Here is a 21,161-nt window from a genome sequence, read left to right on the forward strand (position 1 = left end):
CTATACTCACAAGGAGGTGATATAACATGTCACGTAGCACAAATAAATTAGCGGTTCCTGGTGCTGAATCAGCATTAGACCAAATGAAATACGAAATCGCTCAAGAGTTTGGTGTTCAACTTGGAGCTGATGCAACAGCTCGCGCTAACGGTTCTGTTGGTGGTGAAATCACTAAACGTCTAGTTTCACTAGCTGAGCAACAATTAGGCGGTTTCCAAAAATAATCTCATATAAGATGGCTTAGAAAGAGCGGGTTCTCCCGCTCTTTCTTTTTTATGTTGTGGCACCATTTGTCGGCAAATTGATATATTTAATTTTTTTGTTAATATATTCTAAGTTGTGTTCGATATATTCGACAGAACTGAAAAATTTGTCAAAAGATGAGGGTTCAAAATTAACAGAAAATTCTTTATTATATAAGGGAGGCATAAAGAAAAAGGAGGATGTTTATGAAGAGAGAGGAATTGTTGGCACCGCCGTCTTATAATTTAGTTTCTGAAATAGAGAAATATACGGGTGATAAAGAGAAACTTGCTTTAATTTGGCAAGATGATAAAGGGAATCGACGAGAAGTTACATACGCTGAGTTAATGAAAGGTGCAAATAAAATTGGAAACGCTTTTATAAAGAATGGTCTGCAAAAAGGGGACAAGCTCCTCATTATGATGCCGCGTTTAATTGAAGCGTACATGACGTATATCGCTGCGATTAAAGCAGGATTTGTCGTAATTCCGAGTTCGGAAATGTTGCGCAAAAAGGATATTGAATACCGCATTGGACACGGGGAAGTAAAAGCAATCGTAAGTTATGAGCCGTACATTGGACAGTTTGATGATATAGAAGCGATGGAATCTCTTCAAAAATTCGTTCTGAGCGAGCAGTCAGTAGGTGGATGGATTAATTTAAAAACAGCGTTAGAAACAGAGAGTGACATGTTAGAAATGGCGAAGACGGATAAAGAAGATATGGTCTTTTTATCTTACACGTCAGGAACGACAGGAAATCCGAAAGGTGTTGTTCATACACATGCGTGGGCATACGCTCACTTACGTACGAGCGCTCCGAATTGGCTCGGAATTGAAGAGAATGATGTTGTATGGGCAACAGCTAGTCCAGGCTGGCAAAAGTGGATTTGGAGCCCGTTTTTAGCAACTCTAGGCTCGGGGGCAACAGGATTTGTATACCACGGTAAGTTTGAACCGAAAACGTACCTGAACTTATTAGACGATAATAAGGTGAATGTGCTCTGTTGTACACCGACTGAGTATAGATTAATGGCAAAGGTAGAAGATTTAAGACAGTACAATTTAGAGGCGTTACATAGCGCTGTATCCGCAGGTGAGCCGTTAAATAGAGAAGTCATTGAAACGTTCCAAAAGCACTTTCATATTACAGTAAGAGACGGCTATGGGCAAACGGAAAATACATTGCTTGTTGGTGTAATGAAAGGAATGGATATTAGACCAGGATCAATGGGGAAACCGACGCCAGGTAACCACGTTGATATTGTAGATGAAGAAGGCGTTCCGGTACAGGTAGGAGAGGTTGGTGATATTGCAGTTCACATTGAAACGCCGGCCCTCTTTAAACAATATTACAAAGACGATGAGCGTACAGCGATGCAATTCCGCGGTGATTATTATATTACAGGTGATAAAGCGAAAAAAGATGAAGACGGCTATTTCTGGTTTGAAGGGCGTGGTGATGATATTATTATTAGCTCTGGTTATACAATCGGGCCGTTTGAAGTAGAAGATGCGCTCGTAAAGCACCCTTACGTGAGAGAATGTGCGGTTGTCGCAAGTCCTGATGAAATTCGCGGAAGTGTCGTGAAGGCATTTATCGTATTAAGAGAGAATATAGAAAAGAACGAAGAAACATTAATTCCAATACTCCAACAACACGTCAAAGAACTTACTGCACCATATAAATACCCTCGCAAAATTGAATTTGTAGATGAACTACCAAAAACGATTTCTGGAAAAATCCGCCGTATTGAACTTAGAAAACAAGAGATGGAGATTCCGTCAAAATAAATTTGAAAACAGTGAAGGAAATAGTTGAATGAAATGGCAAACAATGATAATATAAAAACGAACACAAGTTCGATTTTATAAATTAAAAAAAGAGGTGTCCGTATGATTTTAGGTATTAATCCGTACTTAGTTTTAGATGGTAGTGGGCAAGAAGCTGTACAGTTTTATAAAGAGGCGTTAGATGCAAAAGTGGAAGTCATGCAAACTTTTGGTGATATGCCTGAAAATCCAGAATACCCGGTTCCAGCTGAAGCGAAAGAGCGCGTTTTACACGCTACTTTAAAGGTTGGTAGTACGGATCTTATGATTTCCGATACATTCCCAGGTCAAGGGCATGCAATTGGATCTCAAGTAACAATCGCAATTCAAATTAGTAACGCAGAAAAAGCGAAAGAAGTATTCGATAAGTTACAAGAAGGTGGAGAAGTTATTATGCCCCTTCAAGAAACGTTCTGGAGCCCAGCATACGGACAAGTAAAAGATAAATTTAATATTGAATGGCAAGTTACAACGTCTACTACTGAACAAAAGTAATGTTTAGAAAAGCACCATGTTTTGAAATGGTGCTTTTTTTTATACAATAAAAAATAAAGGAGATGAAATATATGGGGGAAATTTGGTATGGCGGCAACATTTACACGATGAGGGAAGAAAAGGAAAAAGTGGACGCTGTGTACGTTGAAAACGGTACGATTGTTGATGGTGGAAGTAAAGAAGAGTTAGAAAACCGATATGCTGTGGTTACATTGCACGATTTAAAAGGCAAAACGATGATCCCAGGCCTCGTTGATAGCCATATGCATCTTATTGGTCACGGGGAGAGATTACTTCGTTTAGATTTATCAAATTGCACATCTTATAGCGAAGTGCTGACTCTCGTTCGGAAGCGAGTAGAAGAAGCGCCGAAAGGTTCTTGGATTATCGGAGAGGGCTGGAATGAAAATAACTTTAAAGATATGAAAGATGTTCACGCAAAAGATTTAGATGCAATTTCAAGAGAACATCCCATTTTATTAAAGCGCGTTTGTCGCCATGTTACATGGGTGAATTCATACATACTGCAAGAAGCGAACATAACAGAAAAGGCAGAAGATCCAAAAGGCGGGAAAGTTGGACGGGACTCGTTCAATAAATTAACAGGACTTTTATATGAACAAGGCCAAGAGTTAATCAAACATGTCCAGCCTGAAATTGATGAAGCCTACTTACAAAGAGCTTTGCAAACAGCAATTAAAGACTGCTGGCAATATGGACTCGTTGGCGGGCATACGGAAGATTTAAATTATTACGGTGGATTTAGAAAAACGCATAATGCGTTTTCTCATGTTATAAAAGAAATGCCATTTAAAGCACATTTACTCGTTCACCATGAAGTAGCACATGAACGAAAAGAATATGAAAATGAGCATTATATTGAGTTTGGGGCAATGAAAATTTTTTCTGACGGTTCTTTTGGCGGAAGAACAGCTTTATTAAGTGAACCGTATGAAGATGCGAGAGAAACAAATGGAGTTGCCATTTTCTCACGTGAAGAACTTGCGGAATTAGTGAAGAAAGCACGAGACTTACATATGCCAGTTGCGATTCATACTATCGGTGACTTATCGCTTGAATATGTCATTGATGCGCTTGAATTGTATCCGCCAGCAAAAGGATTACGCGACCGTATTATTCATTGTCAGCTAGCTCGTGAAGAGTTGATTGAAAGAATGAAAAACTTGCAAGCCATTATTGATATACAACCAGTCTTTGTTTCATCAGATTTTCCATCAGTCATTGAAAAACTAGGCGAGCACCGTCTTCGTTATGCGTATGCTTGGAAGACGTTACTGGAAGCGGGATTACACTGTAACGGGGGATCTGATGCTCCGATCGAGCAAGTAAATCCGTTTCTAGGCATATATAGTGCTGTCACACGTAGAAGTTTTATTGACGGTGTATGCTATATGCCAGAGGAAAGATTAACGGTATATGAGGCTGTCTCGTTATTTACGACAGGAAGTGCTTATGCAATCGGAAAAGAAGCGAAGCGCGGGCAAATTACAAAAGGATATGAGGCAGACTTTACAATATTAGACCGCGATATTTTTGAAATAGAGGCAGAGGAAATAAAAGAAGTACAAGTAGAGATGACCGTAATAGATGGCAAAGTCGTCTATAGAAAAGGTGCGTAAAAATATATGAGCGATTATCGGAATATATCGACCGTAACTCCAAATATATCAGCGATTATTAGAATATATCGACTTACCGACAAAAACTAACAAGAATATCGGCCGGATAGCAAGAGATTGTTGCTCGCGTCAATCGGGGTAAATAAATAACCGCAGAATTATGTACTACCATAATTCTGCGGTTATTTTAATACTATAAAAACGTTCTCTGTACTTTTTCCCAGAAAGAGTTGTTTTTTAATTTAACTGTTTTAATTTGTTTATCGCTTAAGCGTACAACAGCTTTTTCCACTTGTTTAATGCTAAGCGCTTCGTTATCCATGCCGATAACAGGATAATCGTTACCGTCTGGTCTTAGTTTTAAAGTTAATGTACGTTCGTGATTTAAAATGAACGGTGAACCAAGTGTACGATATGTGTTGTTATTTAAAGATGCCAATTCACTTACTTGGAAGCAAGGGATAAGCGGGTCAACAACTGCACCACGTAACGATTTATTGTAAGCTGTACTTCCTGTTGGGGTAGAAACAACTAAACCGTCACCTCTAAAAGTTTCGAAATATAAATCATCAACGTGAACATCTACAACGAACGTTTTAATAATGCTAGAACGTAATGAGAACTCATTTAAACAATGGAAAGATGTGCTACCATCTACATCTACCTCAATTGTTGGATATTTTCGCACTTCAATTTCATTTTTTGTAATTTCTTGAAGGGCTGTATCAACGTGATCAATATGGAAATCGCAGTAGAATGAAATTTCGTCTTTCGTAGAAATCCCTGCGTATAAGCAATCTTCCCTAAAGCCAGTTTTACGAACGGCTTGTAAGAAAGTTGCATCATCTCCAACACTGACGATAGCGTTTGCATTTTTTGGATGATCTAATATGGTGAATCCATTCTCTTCTAAAATACGATAGATTGGTTTCATTTTTTCAACGAGCTTTGCTTTGTCATCACCATAAAAGAAAAATAAATTGCGACGATCTGCCATTATGTATCCCTCCACTGCAGTTAAATTTTCTATGCTTCGTGCTACATATCATTAGAGTCCGTTCTCTGACGATATGTTCAAATAATATATTTCGATATAAATTGTCAAAATACCTTTTTATTTTTAGAAAAATTTTTATATTCAATCTTATGGAACGCTGTTTAATGATGAATAAAGTTGTCGATAATGGGTACGGAGTGAAAGGATGATACGTATGAAGTGGTTCGTAATTGGAATAATAATTCTTCTCCTTTTTATTTTGTTTATACTATTGTCGAAAATAAAGCTTAAAGTGACATTTTTATATTCAGAAATGGAAAAGCAATGTTTGCTTCAAGTGAGAATATGGATGATTCGATATACATTTGATGTGTTGGAAAGAATTGAGAAACAGCAGAAGAAAACAGGACAAAAAATTGAAAAGGCTGAAGAGGACGGCGGACTAGACAATAAAATTATGGCACAACTTGATAGTATGGGGGAACTGATAAAAAAGCTTCAAGAAGTTCATACTATCGTTAAAGATTTTCTCAAACGAGTGAAAATCAATGGTTGGAAATGGCATACACAAATTGGAGCAGGCGACGCAGCTAGTACTGGAATTGTCACAGGATATGCATGGGGGACAAAAGGAATGGCTGCTGGAGTTGTAGGACAATATATGCATATTGTCGACGTACCAGAATTTGAAATTACTCCTGTTTTTCAAGGGAAGGGATTTGCGTCAAGATGTGAGTTAACAGCATCTTTTCGTATATTCCGTACTATAAAAACAGCGGTAAAATTACTCGTGTTTATGAGAAGGCAAAGATCTGGTACGACAGAAAAATCTGTTCAAGCATAGGGGGGATATAGAATGGACCATCCAATTCAAGGTTTAATGACAACTGCAATGCAGCATTTAAAACAAATGACTGATGTAAATACAATTGTCGGCGATCCAATTAAAGCGGCAGATGGAAGTGTAATTCTTACCGTATCGAAAGTTAGCTTCGGATTTGCTGCTGGTGGAAGTGAATTTGGTAAAGTAGAACATTCAGGCCGTCATCCATTTGGCGGGGGAAGCGGTGGAGGAGTTTCTATTAATCCTGTTGCTTTTCTTGTTATAAATGGAGAAGGCGTAAAAGTGTTGCACTTAGATAAGCAAACACACGTCATCGATAAAATAATTGAATTAGCGCCACAAGCTGTTGATAAAGTGAAAGAAATGATGGATAAACGAAAAGAAGACGATCCTGAATTTCAAATTTAACGAATAAAGAAGCTGATCAATAGATTAGCTTCTTTAATTTTTTTGTAAATAAAGCGATTTTATTTGCATTATCGATAGGGACAAACTATCATTTACATTGTACATATTTTGTTTAAATAAGGGAGGATTTTCAAGTGGCAAACGTAACTTTTAAAGGTAACCCAATGACTTTAGTTGGAACAGAAGTTAAAGTTGGCGATCAAGCGCCAAACTTCCAAGTGTTAGCAAATGACTTATCTCCAGTAAGTTTAGAAACATACAAAGGTGAAGTGAAATTAATTAGTGTTGTACCTTCAATCGACACAGGTGTATGTGATGCACAAACACGTCGTTTTAACCAAGATGCAGCAGGTATTGAAAACGCGAAAGTATTAACGATTAGCGCTGACTTACCATTCGCTCAAAAACGCTGGTGTGCAGCAAACGGTTTAGAAAATGTTGTTACACTTTCTGATCACCGTGACCTTTCATTCGGTGAAGCTTACGGCTTAGTAATGAAAGAGCTTCGTTTACTTGCTCGTGCAGTATTCGTAGTAGATAGCAATGACAAAGTAGTTTACGTAGAATACGTAAGCGAAGGTACAAGCCATCCAAACTATGAAGCAGCATTAGAAGCAGCAAAAGCTGCAAAATAATGTGAACGAAGATGACCTCTTTGTAAGAGGTCGTCTTCTCTCATATATTGCTATATGGAATCGATATACGAGAGAAGACGTTACATCATACATCACCAAAAAGGGAGCTCTTAAAAAGAGGTCGCTTTTTCTTTTGGGAAAAAATCAGATTATGGTATGATATAAGTTATGTGTAAAAGAGAGAAGGAGGAATGTACGTGAGTCAGACAGTAGAAACTTTATTTTCTATTTTTGATTCTTCTGCGGTAGTTTTACGTAAAGAATTAGATGTAACATATTTAGAGGCGCTTGTAGAAACAGGGGATAACTTGTTTGAAGGAGCGATTTTACAAGAGGAATTATCAGAATCAGCAATTGAAAGGCTGAATCGTGAATATAGTACGTTTAATGAAGAAACATATAAAGGTGAAGAAATTCGTAAAGCATTTCAGTTAGCCATCTTAAAAGGAATGAAGGAAGGCGTACAAGCGAATCACGAAATGACGCCTGATGCAGTTGGTATGTTCATGAGCTACTTATTCCATAAATTTATGAAGGGTCAAAATGAAATTACTGTGTTAGACCCTGCAATTGGAACAGGTAACTTGATGACGACAGTTTTCAATAGTGCTCAAGAAAACGTTACGATGAGTGGATTTGGTGTAGAAGTGGACGAAGTGCTAATTAAACTTGCTTTAGTAAATGCGAATTTACAAAAGCATGCAATCGAATTCTTCCATCAAGATGGACTAGCACCGCTTTATATCGATCCAGTTGATGCAGTTATTTCAGACTTACCGGTTGGTTACTATCCAAATGAAATCGGTGCAAGTGAATATAAGTTAAAAGCAGATGAAGGAATGTCATATGCCCACCACCTATTTATTGAACAAAGTGTGAAGCATACGAAAGAAGGCGGATACTTATTCTTCCTAGTACCGAACTTCATTTTTGAAAGTGATCAAGCACCGAAATTGCATGCATTTATTAAAGAAACATGCTTTATTCAGGGGTTATTACAGCTACCTGTTTCCATGTTTAAAAACGAGAAAAATGCAAAAAGTATATTTGTTCTCCAAAAGAAAGGTCCTAGTGTAACGATGCCAAAACAGGCGTTATTAGTGGAGTTACCTAAATTCTCCAACATGAAGGCGATGGAGGACATTATGGACCAATTAAATACTTGGTTTGCAACGCATAAATAAGGCTAGGTATATGTAACAGGGCTAGTAATTCATGTAGTACAGTTTTATATGATATGTCATATTTTTAAATATATACAAGATTTAACTGAATTTTTTTGAAATCTGTAATATATTTTTTTTCTTGGTGTTACAATTTTTTCACTTGAAATATATGTCGTACGATGTTTAAATTAAAATCGTGAGTATAAAATTTACTAATGATGAAACGTTTTCATATTTAGTAAATTTGATCAGATAAAATCGAGCGGTTTGTGGAAACATCCACACAACTACCAAGAGAAAAAGGGGCGAAAGACTAGATGTCAAAAATCATCGCGATTAACGCAGGAAGCTCTTCCTTAAAATTCCAATTATTTGAAATGCCAAGTGAAACAGTATTAACAAAAGGTTTAGTAGAACGTATCGGTTTAGAAGATAGTATCTTCACTATTACTGTAGATGGCGAAAAACAAAAAGAAATTACAAACATTCCAGATCACGCAGTAGCAGTTAATATGCTTCTTAAAAAATTAACTGAAAACGGAATCGTTAAATCTCTAGATGAGATTGGCGGTATCGGTCACCGTGTTGTTCACGGCGGCGAAAAATTTGCTGACTCTGTTCTAATTACTGATGAAGTATTAGCTGATATCGAAGAATTAAGCGATTTAGCACCACTTCACAACCCAGCAAACGTTGTTGGTATTAAAGCATTCCAAGAAGTATTACCAAACGTACCAGCAGTAGCAGTATTCGATACAGCATTCCACCAAACAATGCCGGAATCTGCATTCCTATACAGCTTACCATATGAGTACTATGAAAAATTCGGTATCCGTAAATACGGTTTCCACGGAACTTCTCATAAATATGTAACTGAGCGTGCGGCTGAACTATTAGGTCGTCCACTTGAAAGCTTAAGCTTACTTTCTTGTCACTTAGGTAACGGTGCAAGTATCGCAGCAGTAGAAGGCGGTAAATCTATCGATACTTCTATGGGCTTCACTCCACTTGCTGGTGTAACAATGGGTACACGTTCTGGTAACATTGACCCTGCGTTAATTCCATACATCATGGAAAAAACAGGCCAAACAGTAGAAGAAGTAGTTAACGTATTAAACAAGAAGAGTGGTATGTTAGGTCTTACTGGTTACTCTAGTGACCTACGTGACATCATTGCGAAAGAAGAAGAAGGCGATCACCGTGCGAAAGTAGCACTTGATGTATTCGTAAGCCGTATCCACAAATACATCGGTTCTTACACTGCTCGTATGAAAGGTGTAGACGCAATCATCTTCACAGCTGGTGTAGGTGAAAACAGTGCGATTATTCGTGAACGCGTATTAGAAGGCCTTGAGTACATGGGCGTATACTTCGATGCAAAACGCAATAACGTATTCGGTGAGGAAGCATTCATCAACTTCCCACATTCTCCAGTAAAAATTATTGTAATTCCAACTGACGAAGAAGTTATGATCGCTCGTGACGTACTACGTCTTGGAAACATCGGTTAATATATGAAAAGAAAGACGAGATCCTATAGGATTTCGTCTTTTTTCTTTTGGATATAGTTTAAAATTCCATCTGGATATAGTACTTTTTCCTTCTGAATAAAAGCTGTAATGGGAATCCACTTCGCATACGATACTGTTTGTTCATCTTGTATATTCAGTACTTCCATTCCATATAGTGACGTGTCTAATAAGCGTAAAGAATATAACTGAATGATTTCATGAGCAATTTCTCCATCAAGATGAAAGATGTTTTCTAAGCAACCTAAATAAGCAGTGATTTCCACTTCTGTATGAAGCTCTTCTTGAAATTCACGAATAACGGTATGTGCTGATTTTTCACCAATTTCAATTGAACCGCCAAGAGGCCGGTAATATGTTTCATCGTCTGTATGATATTCTTGTACGAGAAGCCGCTCGTGATGTAAAGCAAGACCGAAAGCTTTTGCACGTGGATACATATACAATCACTCCTTATTTATCCCGCTTTAACGGGCAGTAAGACCCCCACCTCAAAATTCAGCGGAAGCAAAGAAGTTAGGTGGGGGTCGGGCTGTCCGTAAAAGTCCGATTGGTGAGGGCTGATAATCAGTGGGGGATGAACAAAAACCTCACTGATTAAAGTGTCACTTTATTTTGTATAAGGATGATTATAATGTATTGCGTAATAAAAGTGTCGTGTATTTAAGAATGTGGTCGAATTACGATGCCATTAAATAAGTCATTCCAAAATGCTTCATTGTACTGAAATACATCCATAATAGGACATTTTATAACGCAAATATTTTGTAATCCCCAATCTTCTTCCGTAACAGTTGGTACATCTTCAGGAATGAGTAATAGGACGGAGAATGTATGTGTAACGATTTGAGATAAAATGTGTTCCAAGGAACGTGCTTCTTCGTATGTTCCTCCAGTTCGAATAAATAATATGGATTGTGCTGTGTCAATTGTTGTTAGAAAACGATTAATTCGGTGCTCATAATTTAACTTAATTTCTGTATAAGAAGGCCAAGAAGTTGGTGTGTTTACATCTGTTTTAAAGTCGTGGCAGGAGTCGATTTCATATAGATTGTCCCGTAGTCTTAATTTCGCATCATCATCCCAAAATGAGATGAAGGATAGGTTTTCTAACTGTAAAAAACGGTCGAATCGATTTTGTAATAATATATTCACCTTTTCTAATGATGGGCTTAGCATAAAATCAATAACGCCAAAAAATGGCGATAATTTGAATTGATATAACGCCCAAGCAGGCCAGCAGTTTTGTCCTAAACTGAATACTGCATGATATTCTTTTTTTATATCGGATAGATTCATGTGATTTATCTCATCCTTTTTGTTAATATTTTATGCTACTCAAAAATGGTATGTGAATAAAGATAGACAAGCATATTTGCAAAGAATAAGCAGAAATATGTTACAATAGAAAAAAATCGAACGAGGTGGTTGTTACGATGCGATCGAAGCGAGAACAAGCCATTTTAGACAATATAAAAGAATGGGAATCGCAATTAGTTGAGCAAGAAGCGACTGATTTTCAAAAACTGTTTGATAAATGGGTACATAATACAATTGCGAAACTACCTGAGAAAAAACGAAAAGATTTCTTTACGAAAGCAGATGGATGGCTCTTTCATTTGCATGCATTGATTCAAAGTTCACAATCACAGTTAGAGGCGCGTAATCGTATTTTAGGAACATCGAGATTATTTGATGAATCGATTGAGCAACTAGAGGATTTAAAAGCATTATCTATTGATCAATTAACATACATAGCAGAGCAGCAAACAGCACGCCATCGCCTATATTCATTCGTACAAGGCGGAGCAACGGGTGCTGGAGGTTTATTATTATTAACAGCTGATTTTCCGGTTATGATTGCGTTAAATGTGAAGGCTGTCCAACTTATTGCAACGTCATTTGGGCATGATGTGAACAAGCCTTATGAAATGATGCTTGCGTTAAAGGTATTTCATGCGTCATTACTACCAGGAAGACTTCAGCAATACGCATGGTACAATTTACTGCAAGAGCTAGAACAAGAAGATTCCTTCTTCTACGAAGGAGATGAAGCGGTGTTACAACCAGCTTCGACTGAAATTATTTTAAAACAAATTTTGAAAACATTTTCGATTTATGCTCTTCGTCGTAAATTATTCCAAGGTATTCCGGTAATTGGAATGGCAATCGGGTCTACAGTGAATTATCGTTTAACAAGAAACGTTACTGAATTTGCAAATAGATTTTATCAAGTGCGCCACATAGTCGAGAAGGAAAAAAGAGCATAAAAAAAGCGAGAGGCCGAAGCCTTTCGCTTTTTTAATTTGTTGCATGCTTTTTGGACATTGGAATAGATACTGGCTGCTTTTCTTCTGCTTTTTCTGTTTTTGGATAATAAATTAAATCCAATGTTTTTGCCTGTACGGCAATCGAAAGAATAGTAAAAGCAATTTCTGTCCAATTTAAATAATATAATGAAAGCGCAAGAACAATCGCGTCAAAGACGAAGAAAATTTGCCCAATTGTAAAACGTGTTTTTTTACTTAATACAATTGTTAAAATATCGTCTCCACCGGTTGCACCGCCAAATCGCAATATAAAACCGAGTCCAATACCAGCTAACGCACCGCCAACTACTGCAGCTATAAATAAATTGTTTGATAAATCGACCGTAAATGGAGAATAATTTTCCATAAGAGAATAAAATACTCCGAATGAAATTGAACCTAAGAATGAATAGCCAACCATTTTTCTACCTAACAATGAAGCGCATAGTAGAATAATTGGGATATCCATCATTACAGTTGAAATAGATGGTGAAATATCATAAAAATTTTGGATGAATAGTGCGATACCTACAAAGCCACCTTCTGTTAAGTGGTTTTGGAAGTGAATGTGATATAGCGCTGCTGCTAAAATAAATGAACCGATTAAAACCATAAAAACTTCTTTAATAATTTGTCGACTTTGGATGTTCCTCATCGTTATTCCTTCTTTCCGTAGTTAGTAGTCCTTTTTGTGTTGTAAACTAACTACGAGCTCACATGTAGCTTTCAGTTAGTTTACGAAAAAACTAACTACGCTATATGTCGCTGAAGAAATAACGAATAATCCTCTCGTCCATCAATTCTCCCTACTTTCGTTTTAGTTTAAGTCTTAAAACGACTAAACAAAACGTGGAGTAGGATTCTTCATTTAGCAATCCTGCTCTTCTTTGTTTTGTTTAGCTAGTAACAATTAAGTCCTAAACAAAACGCTATGTGTAAGAAGAGTCTTTTTTTTGCCAAATTATCCTTCGGGCAATCATAATTTCCCCACTCTCGTATTTTTTTCGCTAGACTAAAGTATCTGAGCTGGAAAATACGCTACGTGTATGATTCGTCAATACGATGCCACATGCTCCTTCGAGCGATCATGATATCAAAATCCCTTCCTTCAAGATTTATATTATTATATCATACTTTCAAAAAATGTATGCGGATGGAAACCGACAATAAACGGAGGAAATCTACAAAAATTGTTATGTTTAAATATTTTTGTAGAAAAGCCTAAGTTATTTTGGAGAATTGGACAGTTTTTAACGGTTTGTCCAATAAGTAAGAAAAAATGGGCTTTATTCAGTTGTATCCTTTTTATCTTTAAAAAACGCATCCCAGCTAATCACACTTAAAAAAGTTAAAGCGATAATAACGAAAGCGCGCATAAGTTTTTAAGGCCTCCTTTTGTACATAGTATATGAATGATTCAATTCAGAATGTGTCATTTTTTTACAAGTCTTAACTATTATGAGAGTATATTAATATAGATAGATGAAAGGGGAAGTGAAGATATGCTAAAAGACATGTTCAAAAGAAAAGAATTAACATGTGTTATATGTCAGAAAAAGATTCAATATGAAGAAGAGCTTGTTGCTTTTGTAAAGTTGCCGAAAGAAAGAAGTATATTAGTTGGTCCATTTGATGTGTGTTTGGCAAAAACAGCACAAGAAATATATTGTAAATCGTGTTACGACAAAAAAGCATGACCCAAAGTAATTGAGGGGCATGCTTTTTTTATTGGTGTGCTTTCCCCTCAGATACATTTTGAGTGAGTCGATACCAAAGCCAAAGGTCATTAATGATGGAAGCGAGATCGGCAATTTCTGAATTCAGTTTGCAAGAAATTTCGAAGTCTTCTTCGTTATTTAAATGATGCTGTTTTGCATTAATATAATGTTCCAGTTCTTTTATACGATCAGGAATCTTTCCGCGAACTTGTTCCCATTTTAATAAAATTGCATGCTGCATTTTTTCGGGGATATCTTCCCAGTCTTCTTGTAAATGCGGAATTTCAATTCCGAGATGTTCATCGTATAAGAAATACTTTTCCATAAGTTCACCCCCGTTTTCCTGCTTATATTGTACAAAAAAACAGAAAGAAGTTCGACGAAATTGTTTGAAAAAATTTGAAAATGGCTCTTGATACATTTTGTAAAAGGTGTTAAAGTGTGAATTATTATAAAAGAAAATGAATATTTATTCTTTAGGGGGATGCAAAATGGAGAAGAAAAAAGTTGTATTAGCATATTCTGGAGGCCTTGATACTTCCGTTGCAATTAAATGGTTACAAGAGAAGAATTATGATATTATCGCGCTTTGTTTAGACTTAGGGGAAGGCAAAGACTTAGCATTTGTAAAAGAAAAGGCACTTTCAGTAGGTGCAATTAAATCATACATGATTGATGTTCAAGAAGAATTTGCAAACGAATATGCATTGATGGCGATGCAAGCACACACGTTATACGAAGGGAAATATCCTCTTGTTTCGGCGTTATCTCGTCCACTTATTGCAAAGAAATTAGTAGAAATTGCAGAACAAGAAGGAGCGACTGCAGTTGCACACGGATGTACAGGGAAAGGAAATGATCAAGTTCGTTTTGAAGTTTCTATTCAAGCGTTAAATCCTTACTTAGAAGTGATTGCGCCTGTACGTGAATGGAAATGGTCACGTGAAGAAGAAATTGCCTATGCAAAAGAAAACGACGTACCGATTCCAATTAATTTAGATAGCCCGTTTTCAATCGATCAAAATTTATGGGGACGAAGCAATGAATGTGGCATTTTAGAAGATCCATGGGCAGCGCCGCCAGAAGATGCATATGAGATGACATTGGCATTAGAAGATACACCGAATAAACCAGAATTTGTAGAAATTGGCTTTGAAGCAGGCGTACCGACTACTTTAAATGGCACTGCCTATCCACTTTCAGAATTAATTAAAACGTTAAATGCACTTGCTGGAAAACATGGCGTTGGACGTATCGATCACGTAGAAAATCGCCTTGTCGGTATTAAATCGCGTGAAGTATACGAATGCCCAGCAGCAATGACATTAATTACGGCGCATAAAGAACTTGAAGATTTAACACTCGTAAAAGAAGTAGCACATTTTAAACCGATGATTGAGCAAAAAATAACAGAGCTTATTTATAACGGTTTATGGTTCTCGCCTTTAAAACAAGCGCTGAATGCTTTCTTACAAGAAACGCAAAAGAATGTAACAGGCATGGTGCGTGTGAAATTATTTAAAGGTCATGCAATTGTAGAAGGACGTAAATCTGAGTACTCTTTATACGATGAAAAATTAGCAACATATACTGCTCAGGATGAATTTAATCATGATGCAGCAGTTGGATTCATTTCATTATTCGGTTTACCGACGAAAGTATACAGCCAAGTGAATCAAAAGAAGGTGGAAGCGTGAGCAAACTTTGGGGCGGACGTTTTACAGAAGAAGCGGAAGCATGGGTTGAAGAGTTCGGAGCATCCATCTCCTTCGATCAACAATTAGTAAATCAAGATATAAACGGAAGTATTGCACACGTAACGATGCTAGCAAAGCAAGGCATCGTTACGAAAGAAGAAGCAGAGAAAATAAAGATAGGTCTTCAATATTTATTAGAAGAAGCGAAACAAAATAAATTGCATTTTTCCGTTGAAGCGGAAGACATTCATTTAAATATCGAAAAGATGTTAATTGAAAAAATCGGTGAAGTAGGAGGAAAACTTCATACTGGCCGAAGTCGTAATGATCAAGTAGCAACAGATATGCACTTATATTTAAAAGAAAAAGTAGAGCATATTATAAAAGCTACAAAACAATTGCAAACGGTTCTTGTTCATCAAGCAGAAAATAATATTGAAACGATTATGCCTGGTTATACGCACTTACAGCGTGCTCAGCCAATTTCATTTGCACATCATATTCTTGCTTACTTTTGGATGTTAGAGCGCGATGTGAATCGTTATGAAGATTCGTTAAAGCGTATTAACATTTCACCATTAGGAGCAGGAGCGTTAGCTGGGACAACATTCCCGATTGACCGAGAATATAGTGCGGAGCTTCTTGGATTTAATGGAATCTATGAAAATAGTTTAGATGCAGTAAGTGATCGTGATTTCATACTGGAGTTCCTCAGTAACTCATCTATGCTTATGATGCATTTATCACGCTTTTGTGAAGAACTTATTTTATGGAGTAGCCAAGAGTTTCAATTTATTGAAATGAGCGATCAATACGCAACGGGAAGCAGCATTATGCCGCAAAAGAAAAATCCAGATATGGCGGAACTTATTCGTGGTAAAACAGGCAGAGTGTACGGTAATTTATTTAGCTTACTTACAGTAATGAAAGGATTGCCGCTCGCTTACAATAAAGACTTGCAAGAAGATAAAGAAGGAATGTTTGATACAGTGAAAACAGTAGAAGGCTGCCTTCATATTATGGCAGGCATGTTAGAGACAATGACTGTAAACAAAGAAAAAATGGGGCAAGCTGTAACGCAAGATTTCTCTAATGCAACAGAAATTGCTGACTACTTAGCAAACAAAGGACTACCATTCCGTCAAGCTCATGAAATTGTTGGAAAGCTAGTGCTGCACTGCACACAAAAAGGAATTTATTTAGTAGATGTACCACTTGAAACGTATAAAGAAATGAGTGCGCTATTTGAAGAAGATTTGTATGAAGTGCTGTCACCATATGCAGCTGTAAAGCGTCGTAACAGTGCTGGCGGGACAGGATTTGAACAGATTGAAAAGGCTTTGGAGAAGGCGAAGGGATTAACGAAAGAAGTTATCAAGAATTGAGTTGAAAAGTACGCCAGTCTGTTAAAGTCTGGCGTACTTTCTTTTTTACTAGCATTTAAGTTATGATATAGTGAAAAATAACAATTTAGGGGAAGTCTATGAAAAAAGTAATATTTATCGTTTTACTGTTAATTAGCTTAAGTGCAAATGTTAAAGTATTTCTCTTGGACAAATATATCTTTGTTGGTGAACAAGTAAAGCGAGAGGAAGCGATTATCGCAACGATGTGGCACTTGCAAGAAAAAGGATATAAAGAAAGTGATATTTCGTACATAAAACCGGCCTTTTATAGTAAAATCGGTTCTTACGGTATGAATGTACAGTTTAAAGATGAACCAAACGAATCGTATACATATAGAGTTTCGAAAGATGCGAAAACAAATAAAGTAACTGTACACCAAGATAGCAATGAGCCAGGTGGTATGGGCGGGAAGCATCAAGGGCTTAAATAAAGAAAGAAAAACGACTGATGGCATTCGCCTGCAGTCGTTTTTCTTTTAATCATACTTATGTCGATCTTCCGTAATTCGAATATACTCAATATCCATTAAATCTCGCAGTAATGCACCATTACTTAGCTCAATTCCATGTGTTTCTCTAAAATGTGCGCGAATTGTATCTAACATTTCGATTTCTTTCCCATTCACATCTAAAATAATACGTTCAGAATCATCCATGTGGCATCCTCCTTTTTTAAACATATATATTTTGTCCGTCTATTTCTAAAAAATGTATGTTAACCTAATGTTAGGAAATAAGAAAGGGATGGAAAATGAGACGTATTTATTTTATAGGGTTAATTTTGTATACGCTAATTGTATTGCACGTTGCATTCCCAAATATCTTTTCATTTGAGGATGTAGAAACAGTACATATCGGGATATTTATCTTTATTCTATTTGTAGTAGACTGCTGTATTTCGATATGGCTTTCGAAAAGAAAACATGTACAAGATAAAAAAGAAATGGAACGAAAAAAGAGAAAACGTTCATTTTGGATAACGACGTATTGTTTTTCTTTAGTGATTGCCGCTGCTTGTTTTAGTGAACATATTCCATTAGAAAGAGTAAATATTGGATTTGGAGCGTTCGTATTTGCATACTATTTTTTCATGCATTTTCTTCCTTATATGAAAGAAGAGCGAGGAGAAGGGGAAGATCCGCTTGTAGAAGAAGCGAGAGAACAAGAGCATAAGAGAATAGAAGAAGATATACAGAAACTTGGAGAACAAAAATGGTATTTGAAATCAAAAATCATATATGTTCTTTGCTTTATTACGCCGCCAATTGGTTATTTGTATGTTTTATGCCTTCGTAAAAAAATGACAGAAGATGCAAAGAAAACATATTTAACCGTCGCTACGATCATGATGGCACTGTGGTCCTTAAAACTTCTTCCGCCTTATGTATTAGCAATTACTGTTGTTATTGTGGCTTGTCTTGTATTTCTAGTAAAATATGTGAAATGAAAAACACCAAGCCCATGTGGACTTGGTGTTTTATTTATAAATTAAAGATCACCTTGCTCCTCATCACCACGAACAACAAGGACATCGCATTTCGCATAGCGAATAATATGTTCAGAGACGCTACCAATTAGGAAACGCTCAACAGCATTTAAACCAGTTGCACCACACATAATTAAATCTACTTTATGATTTGGAGCGATTTCTTTTGAAATTTTTGATTTAGGATTACCAAATTCTAATACAGTTTCAATTTTTTCAAGGCCAGCTTCAAGCGCAGTTTTTTTGTAGTCTTCTAATAAGTCTTCTGCAAATAGATTTGCACGTTCAGCAATTGCACGGCTATAAGCTTCTACTGCTGAGTATGCTTTTACATCAACGATATGAGCAATAGTTAATGTTGCATTGTTGCGTTTTGCGACTTGAATTGCTTTTTTAAAGGCTTTTTCTGCTTCTTTAGAACCATCCACCGCGATTAAAATATTTGTATATGTATTATTCATAGTAAATTCCTCCCAATCATTTTTATTACCGTTTACAACTTTATTATAAAACAAATTTTGGTAATGTGCTTGCCAGAAACGTTACAGAATTTCGAAAACTCTGTTTCAATTCATTTTAGTTGTAATTGGTGCGAGAACTTGTTACATATGAACTATAGCAATTTAAAAGGGGGCCGTTTTGTGAGACACGCGCTCATTACAGCCGGTACGAAAGGTTTAGGAAAGCAAGTAACAGAAAAATTATTGGCTAAAGGCTATTCAGTAACAGTAACATATCATAGCGATATCACGGCTATGGAAAAGATGAAAGAAACATATAAAAATATGGAAGAGCGTCTACAATTCGTGCAAGCGGATGTCACGAAAAAGGAAGATTTACATAAAATAGTAGAAGAAGCGATAAGCCGTTTTGGCAAAATCGATTTCTTAATTAATAATGCTGGTCCATATGTATTTGAACGAAAAAAGTTAGTCGATTATGAAGAAGATGAATGGAATGAAATGATTCAGGGTAATTTAACAGCGGTGTTTCATTTGTTGAAACTTGTCGTTCCGATTATGAGAAAACAGAACTTTGGCCGTATTATTAATTACGGATTTCAAGGGGCGGATAGCGCACCGGGATGGATTTATCGTTCAGCTTTTGCCGCAGCGAAAGTAGGACTTGTTTCATTAACGAAAACAGTGGCTTACGAAGAAGCTGAATATGGTATTACTGCAAACATGGTATGTCCTGGTGATATTATTGGTGAAATGAAAGAAGCGACGATTCAAGAAGCACGTCAGTTGAAAGAACGTAACACACCAGTTGGTAGATCTGGAACAGGTGAAGATATTGCAAGAACGATTGCGTTTTTATGTGAGGACGATTCCGATATGATTACCGGTACAATTATTGAAGTGACTGGTGCAGTTGATGTTATTCATAGACATCGATAGAGAAAAATAAAGAGAAGTTTCGAATAATTGGACAGTTTATCCTTTATGCAAAGAGGTGCGGATAATACTGTCCTTTAATATAAAATTAAATCTATCGGAAAACTTGTATTATTTTTTGTCAAATATTGAGATATTATGTTAAAATATAAGAGCGTAGAAAGCGCTTTAAAAAATGATTCAGGGGTCATTTCATAACTCAAGGGGGAACTAATAATGCGTATCGGTATTCCAACAGAAATTAAAAACAATGAAAACCGCGTGGCAATGACACCAGCGGGAGCAGTACATTTAGTACAAAATGGTCATGAAGTTTTTGTTCAAAAAGGAGCAGGTTTAGGATCTGGCTTTACGGATGAAGAATACGTACAAGCTGGTGCGAAACTTGTTGAAACTGCTGAAGAAGCATGGAATCAAGATATGGTTATGAAGGTAAAAGAGCCAGTAGCAAGTGAATACGGTTATTTCCGTGAAGGTTTAATTTTATTCACATACTTACACTTAGCTCCAGAACCAGAATTAACGAAAGCATTAATTGATAACAAAGTTGTATCAATTGCATACGAAACAGTACAATTAGACAATCGTTCATTACCATTACTTGCACCTATGAGTGAAGTAGCAGGTCGTATGTCTGCACAAATCGGTGCACAATTCCTTGAGAAAAACAAGGGTGGTAAAGGTATTTTACTTGCAGGCGTTCCAGGGGTAAAACGCGGCAAAGTAACAATTATCGGCGGTGGTCAAGCTGGTACAAACGCAGCGAAGATTGCAGTAGGTTTAGGTGCAGATGTAACAATCATCGACTTAAGTGCAGAACGTCTTCGTCAACTAGATGACATTTTCGGTAACCAAGTAAAAACGTTAATGTCTAATCCATACAACATCGCAGAAGCTGTAAAAGAATCTGATCTTGTTATTGGTGCAGTATTAATTCCAGGTGCAAAAGCGCCAAAACTTGTAACAGAAGAAATGATTCAATCAATGGAACCAGGTTCTGTCGTTGTAGATATCGCGATTGACCAAGGTGGTATTTTCGAAACAACTGACCGTATTACAACTCATGACAACCCAACTTACGAAAAACATGGCGTTGTTCATTATGCAGTTGCTAATATGCCAGGTGCGGTTCCACGTACATCAACTCTTGCATTAACAAATGTAACAGTACCATATGCAGTACAAATTGCGAACAAAGGCTACAAAGATGCTTGCTTAGGCAACACTGCATTACTAAAAGGTATTAACACATTAGATGGATACGTAACATTCGAAGCAGTTGCAGAAGCTCACGGTTTACAATACGCTGATGCGAAAGAGCTTCTTGAAAAAGCTCCTGCTTTATCATAATAGAAATAC

24 protein-coding genes are annotated in these 21,161 nt (G+C 36.7%); 17 read left to right on the top strand and 7 right to left on the bottom strand.

Annotation, left to right across the window (positions count from 1 at the left end):
- The first annotated feature begins 26 nt into the window (after positions 1-26).
- From RCJ96_RS01295 to RCJ96_RS01310, 4 genes are all read left to right on the top strand, one after another.
- Complete coding sequence (locus RCJ96_RS01295; RefSeq protein WP_000091639.1) at positions 27-224, top strand: alpha/beta-type small acid-soluble spore protein; 198 nt, start codon at positions 27-29, stop codon at positions 222-224.
- Positions 225-449: 225 nt separating this feature from the next.
- On the top strand, positions 450-2,036 hold the full coding sequence (gene mbcS / locus RCJ96_RS01300; RefSeq protein ID WP_416504130.1) for an acyl-CoA synthetase MbcS: 1,587 nt from the start codon (positions 450-452) through the stop codon (positions 2,034-2,036).
- A gap of 102 nt (positions 2,037-2,138) precedes the next feature.
- On the top strand, positions 2,139-2,570 hold the full coding sequence (locus RCJ96_RS01305; protein WP_046198175.1) for a VOC family protein: 432 nt from the start codon (positions 2,139-2,141) through the stop codon (positions 2,568-2,570).
- 71 nt (positions 2,571-2,641) lie between these two features.
- Positions 2,642-4,210, top strand: a complete 1,569-nt coding sequence (locus RCJ96_RS01310; protein ID WP_074606496.1) for an amidohydrolase — start codon at positions 2,642-2,644, stop codon at positions 4,208-4,210.
- A 193-nt stretch (positions 4,211-4,403) separates the two neighbouring features.
- Here RCJ96_RS01310 and RCJ96_RS01315 read toward each other — a convergent pair whose 3' ends face one another.
- On the bottom strand, positions 4,404-5,207 hold the full coding sequence (locus RCJ96_RS01315) for an NAD kinase (RefSeq protein WP_000785168.1): 804 nt from the start codon (positions 5,205-5,207) through the stop codon (positions 4,404-4,406).
- A gap of 205 nt (positions 5,208-5,412) precedes the next feature.
- Here RCJ96_RS01315 and RCJ96_RS01320 point away from each other — a divergent pair, with 205 nt between their 5' ends.
- From RCJ96_RS01320 to ackA, 5 genes are all read left to right on the top strand, one after another.
- A complete protein-coding gene (locus RCJ96_RS01320) occupies positions 5,413-6,051 on the top strand; it encodes a DUF2953 domain-containing protein (protein WP_074606498.1) in 639 nt (212 codons plus the stop codon).
- A 12-nt stretch (positions 6,052-6,063) separates the two neighbouring features.
- Positions 6,064-6,459 carry a GerW family sporulation protein gene (ytfJ, locus tag RCJ96_RS01325; RefSeq protein ID WP_000350005.1) on the top strand — a complete coding sequence of 132 codons (396 nt, stop codon included), beginning with the start codon at positions 6,064-6,066 and terminating at the stop codon, positions 6,457-6,459.
- A gap of 134 nt (positions 6,460-6,593) precedes the next feature.
- Entirely contained in the window at positions 6,594-7,094 is a 501-nt protein-coding gene (tpx, locus tag RCJ96_RS01330) for a thiol peroxidase (RefSeq protein WP_000024528.1), read from the top strand.
- Between the two features lie 197 nt (positions 7,095-7,291).
- A complete protein-coding gene (locus RCJ96_RS01335) occupies positions 7,292-8,278 on the top strand; it encodes a class I SAM-dependent methyltransferase (protein WP_242304562.1) in 987 nt (328 codons plus the stop codon).
- 299 nt (positions 8,279-8,577) lie between these two features.
- On the top strand, positions 8,578-9,771 hold the full coding sequence (gene ackA, locus RCJ96_RS01340; protein WP_000034576.1) for an acetate kinase: 1,194 nt from the start codon (positions 8,578-8,580) through the stop codon (positions 9,769-9,771).
- Between the two features lie 23 nt (positions 9,772-9,794).
- Here ackA and RCJ96_RS01345 read toward each other — a convergent pair whose 3' ends face one another.
- Both RCJ96_RS01345 and RCJ96_RS01350 read right to left on the bottom strand, forming a co-directional pair.
- Positions 9,795-10,229, bottom strand: a complete 435-nt coding sequence (locus RCJ96_RS01345) for an NUDIX hydrolase (protein ID WP_242304563.1) — start codon at positions 10,227-10,229, stop codon at positions 9,795-9,797.
- Between the two features lie 223 nt (positions 10,230-10,452).
- Positions 10,453-11,088: a DUF1796 family putative cysteine peptidase gene (locus RCJ96_RS01350; RefSeq protein WP_001053723.1), complete on the bottom strand. Its 636-nt coding sequence runs from the start codon at positions 11,086-11,088 to the stop codon at positions 10,453-10,455.
- Positions 11,089-11,225: 137 nt separating this feature from the next.
- On the opposite strand from RCJ96_RS01350, the gene RCJ96_RS01355 reads away from it, so the two are divergent.
- Positions 11,226-12,059 carry an EcsC family protein gene (locus tag RCJ96_RS01355; protein ID WP_001256869.1) on the top strand — a complete coding sequence of 278 codons (834 nt, stop codon included), beginning with the start codon at positions 11,226-11,228 and terminating at the stop codon, positions 12,057-12,059.
- A gap of 31 nt (positions 12,060-12,090) precedes the next feature.
- Here RCJ96_RS01355 and RCJ96_RS01360 read toward each other — a convergent pair whose 3' ends face one another.
- Positions 12,091-12,753 carry a YitT family protein gene (locus RCJ96_RS01360; RefSeq protein WP_001244531.1) on the bottom strand — a complete coding sequence of 221 codons (663 nt, stop codon included), beginning with the start codon at positions 12,751-12,753 and terminating at the stop codon, positions 12,091-12,093.
- A gap of 847 nt (positions 12,754-13,600) precedes the next feature.
- Here RCJ96_RS01360 and RCJ96_RS01365 point away from each other — a divergent pair.
- Positions 13,601-13,795 carry a hypothetical protein gene (locus RCJ96_RS01365; protein ID WP_074606504.1) on the top strand — a complete coding sequence of 65 codons (195 nt, stop codon included), beginning with the start codon at positions 13,601-13,603 and terminating at the stop codon, positions 13,793-13,795.
- Positions 13,796-13,823: 28 nt separating this feature from the next.
- Here the strand turns inward: RCJ96_RS01365 and RCJ96_RS01370 are convergent, their stop codons facing one another.
- Positions 13,824-14,141, bottom strand: coding sequence for a hypothetical protein (locus RCJ96_RS01370; RefSeq protein ID WP_000417212.1), 318 nt, complete (start codon positions 14,139-14,141; stop codon positions 13,824-13,826).
- Between the two features lie 166 nt (positions 14,142-14,307).
- On the opposite strand from RCJ96_RS01370, the gene RCJ96_RS01375 reads away from it, so the two are divergent.
- The 3 genes from RCJ96_RS01375 (at position 14,308) to RCJ96_RS01385 (ending at position 17,350) form a co-directional block, all read left to right on the top strand.
- On the top strand, positions 14,308-15,513 hold the full coding sequence (locus RCJ96_RS01375; RefSeq protein ID WP_000412314.1) for an argininosuccinate synthase: 1,206 nt from the start codon (positions 14,308-14,310) through the stop codon (positions 15,511-15,513).
- Positions 15,510-16,898, top strand: coding sequence for an argininosuccinate lyase (argH, locus tag RCJ96_RS01380; protein ID WP_074606508.1), 1,389 nt, complete (start codon positions 15,510-15,512; stop codon positions 16,896-16,898). Before RCJ96_RS01375 ends, argH begins: the two co-directional genes overlap by 4 nt.
- Positions 16,899-16,996: 98 nt before the next feature.
- Positions 16,997-17,350 (top strand): DUF3139 domain-containing protein, encoded by a 354-nt coding sequence (locus RCJ96_RS01385; RefSeq protein ID WP_316148892.1) that lies wholly within the window; start codon positions 16,997-16,999, stop codon positions 17,348-17,350.
- A gap of 45 nt (positions 17,351-17,395) precedes the next feature.
- On the opposite strand, the gene RCJ96_RS01390 is transcribed toward RCJ96_RS01385, so the two are convergent.
- Positions 17,396-17,575 (bottom strand): hypothetical protein, encoded by a 180-nt coding sequence (locus RCJ96_RS01390; protein WP_000342755.1) that lies wholly within the window; start codon positions 17,573-17,575, stop codon positions 17,396-17,398.
- Between the two features lie 95 nt (positions 17,576-17,670).
- On the opposite strand from RCJ96_RS01390, the gene RCJ96_RS01395 reads away from it, so the two are divergent.
- Entirely contained in the window at positions 17,671-18,366 is a 696-nt protein-coding gene (locus RCJ96_RS01395) for a hypothetical protein (protein WP_074606512.1), read from the top strand.
- A 41-nt stretch (positions 18,367-18,407) separates the two neighbouring features.
- Here RCJ96_RS01395 and RCJ96_RS01400 read toward each other — a convergent pair whose 3' ends face one another.
- On the bottom strand, positions 18,408-18,866 hold the full coding sequence (locus RCJ96_RS01400; RefSeq protein WP_001066672.1) for a universal stress protein: 459 nt from the start codon (positions 18,864-18,866) through the stop codon (positions 18,408-18,410).
- Positions 18,867-19,013: 147 nt separating this feature from the next.
- Here RCJ96_RS01400 and RCJ96_RS01405 point away from each other — a divergent pair, with 147 nt between their 5' ends.
- Together RCJ96_RS01405 and ald are read left to right on the top strand one after the other, a co-directional pair.
- Positions 19,014-19,805, top strand: a complete 792-nt coding sequence (locus RCJ96_RS01405; protein ID WP_002163505.1) for an SDR family oxidoreductase — start codon at positions 19,014-19,016, stop codon at positions 19,803-19,805.
- Positions 19,806-20,018: 213 nt separating this feature from the next.
- Positions 20,019-21,152, top strand: coding sequence for an alanine dehydrogenase (gene ald, locus RCJ96_RS01410; RefSeq protein WP_001219405.1), 1,134 nt, complete (start codon positions 20,019-20,021; stop codon positions 21,150-21,152).
- The last annotated feature ends 9 nt before the right edge of the window (positions 21,153-21,161 follow it).

Source organism: Bacillus sp. BSL6 (assembly GCF_052928345.1).

Bases quoted from the DNA above. Each gene is read 5' to 3' on its own strand.
- RCJ96_RS01395 (WP_074606512.1), top strand. From the start codon at position 17,671: ATGAGACGTATTTATTTTATAGGGTTAATTTTGTATACGCTAATTGTA.
- RCJ96_RS01360 (WP_001244531.1), bottom strand. From the start codon at position 12,753: ATGAGGAACATCCAAAGTCGACAAATTATTAAAGAAGTTTTTATGGTT.
- RCJ96_RS01350 (WP_001053723.1), bottom strand. From the start codon at position 11,088: ATGAATCTATCCGATATAAAAAAAGAATATCATGCAGTATTCAGTTTA.
- RCJ96_RS01390 (WP_000342755.1), bottom strand. From the start codon at position 17,575: ATGGATGATTCTGAACGTATTATTTTAGATGTGAATGGGAAAGAAATC.
- RCJ96_RS01400 (WP_001066672.1), bottom strand. From the start codon at position 18,866: ATGAATAATACATATACAAATATTTTAATCGCGGTGGATGGTTCTAAA.
- ytfJ (WP_000350005.1), top strand. From the start codon at position 6,064: ATGGACCATCCAATTCAAGGTTTAATGACAACTGCAATGCAGCATTTA.
- RCJ96_RS01305 (WP_046198175.1), top strand. From the start codon at position 2,139: ATGATTTTAGGTATTAATCCGTACTTAGTTTTAGATGGTAGTGGGCAA.
- RCJ96_RS01375 (WP_000412314.1), top strand. From the start codon at position 14,308: ATGGAGAAGAAAAAAGTTGTATTAGCATATTCTGGAGGCCTTGATACT.
- RCJ96_RS01385 (WP_316148892.1), top strand. From the start codon at position 16,997: ATGAAAAAAGTAATATTTATCGTTTTACTGTTAATTAGCTTAAGTGCA.
- ackA (WP_000034576.1), top strand. From the start codon at position 8,578: ATGTCAAAAATCATCGCGATTAACGCAGGAAGCTCTTCCTTAAAATTC.
- ald (WP_001219405.1), top strand. From the start codon at position 20,019: ATGCGTATCGGTATTCCAACAGAAATTAAAAACAATGAAAACCGCGTG.
- RCJ96_RS01320 (WP_074606498.1), top strand. From the start codon at position 5,413: ATGATACGTATGAAGTGGTTCGTAATTGGAATAATAATTCTTCTCCTT.
- RCJ96_RS01310 (WP_074606496.1), top strand. From the start codon at position 2,642: ATGGGGGAAATTTGGTATGGCGGCAACATTTACACGATGAGGGAAGAA.
- RCJ96_RS01295 (WP_000091639.1), top strand. From the start codon at position 27: ATGTCACGTAGCACAAATAAATTAGCGGTTCCTGGTGCTGAATCAGCA.
- RCJ96_RS01345 (WP_242304563.1), bottom strand. From the start codon at position 10,229: ATGTATCCACGTGCAAAAGCTTTCGGTCTTGCTTTACATCACGAGCGG.
- RCJ96_RS01315 (WP_000785168.1), bottom strand. From the start codon at position 5,207: ATGGCAGATCGTCGCAATTTATTTTTCTTTTATGGTGATGACAAAGCA.
- RCJ96_RS01355 (WP_001256869.1), top strand. From the start codon at position 11,226: ATGCGATCGAAGCGAGAACAAGCCATTTTAGACAATATAAAAGAATGG.
- RCJ96_RS01365 (WP_074606504.1), top strand. From the start codon at position 13,601: ATGCTAAAAGACATGTTCAAAAGAAAAGAATTAACATGTGTTATATGT.
- mbcS (WP_416504130.1), top strand. From the start codon at position 450: ATGAAGAGAGAGGAATTGTTGGCACCGCCGTCTTATAATTTAGTTTCT.
- RCJ96_RS01370 (WP_000417212.1), bottom strand. From the start codon at position 14,141: ATGGAAAAGTATTTCTTATACGATGAACATCTCGGAATTGAAATTCCG.
- RCJ96_RS01405 (WP_002163505.1), top strand. From the start codon at position 19,014: ATGAACTATAGCAATTTAAAAGGGGGCCGTTTTGTGAGACACGCGCTC.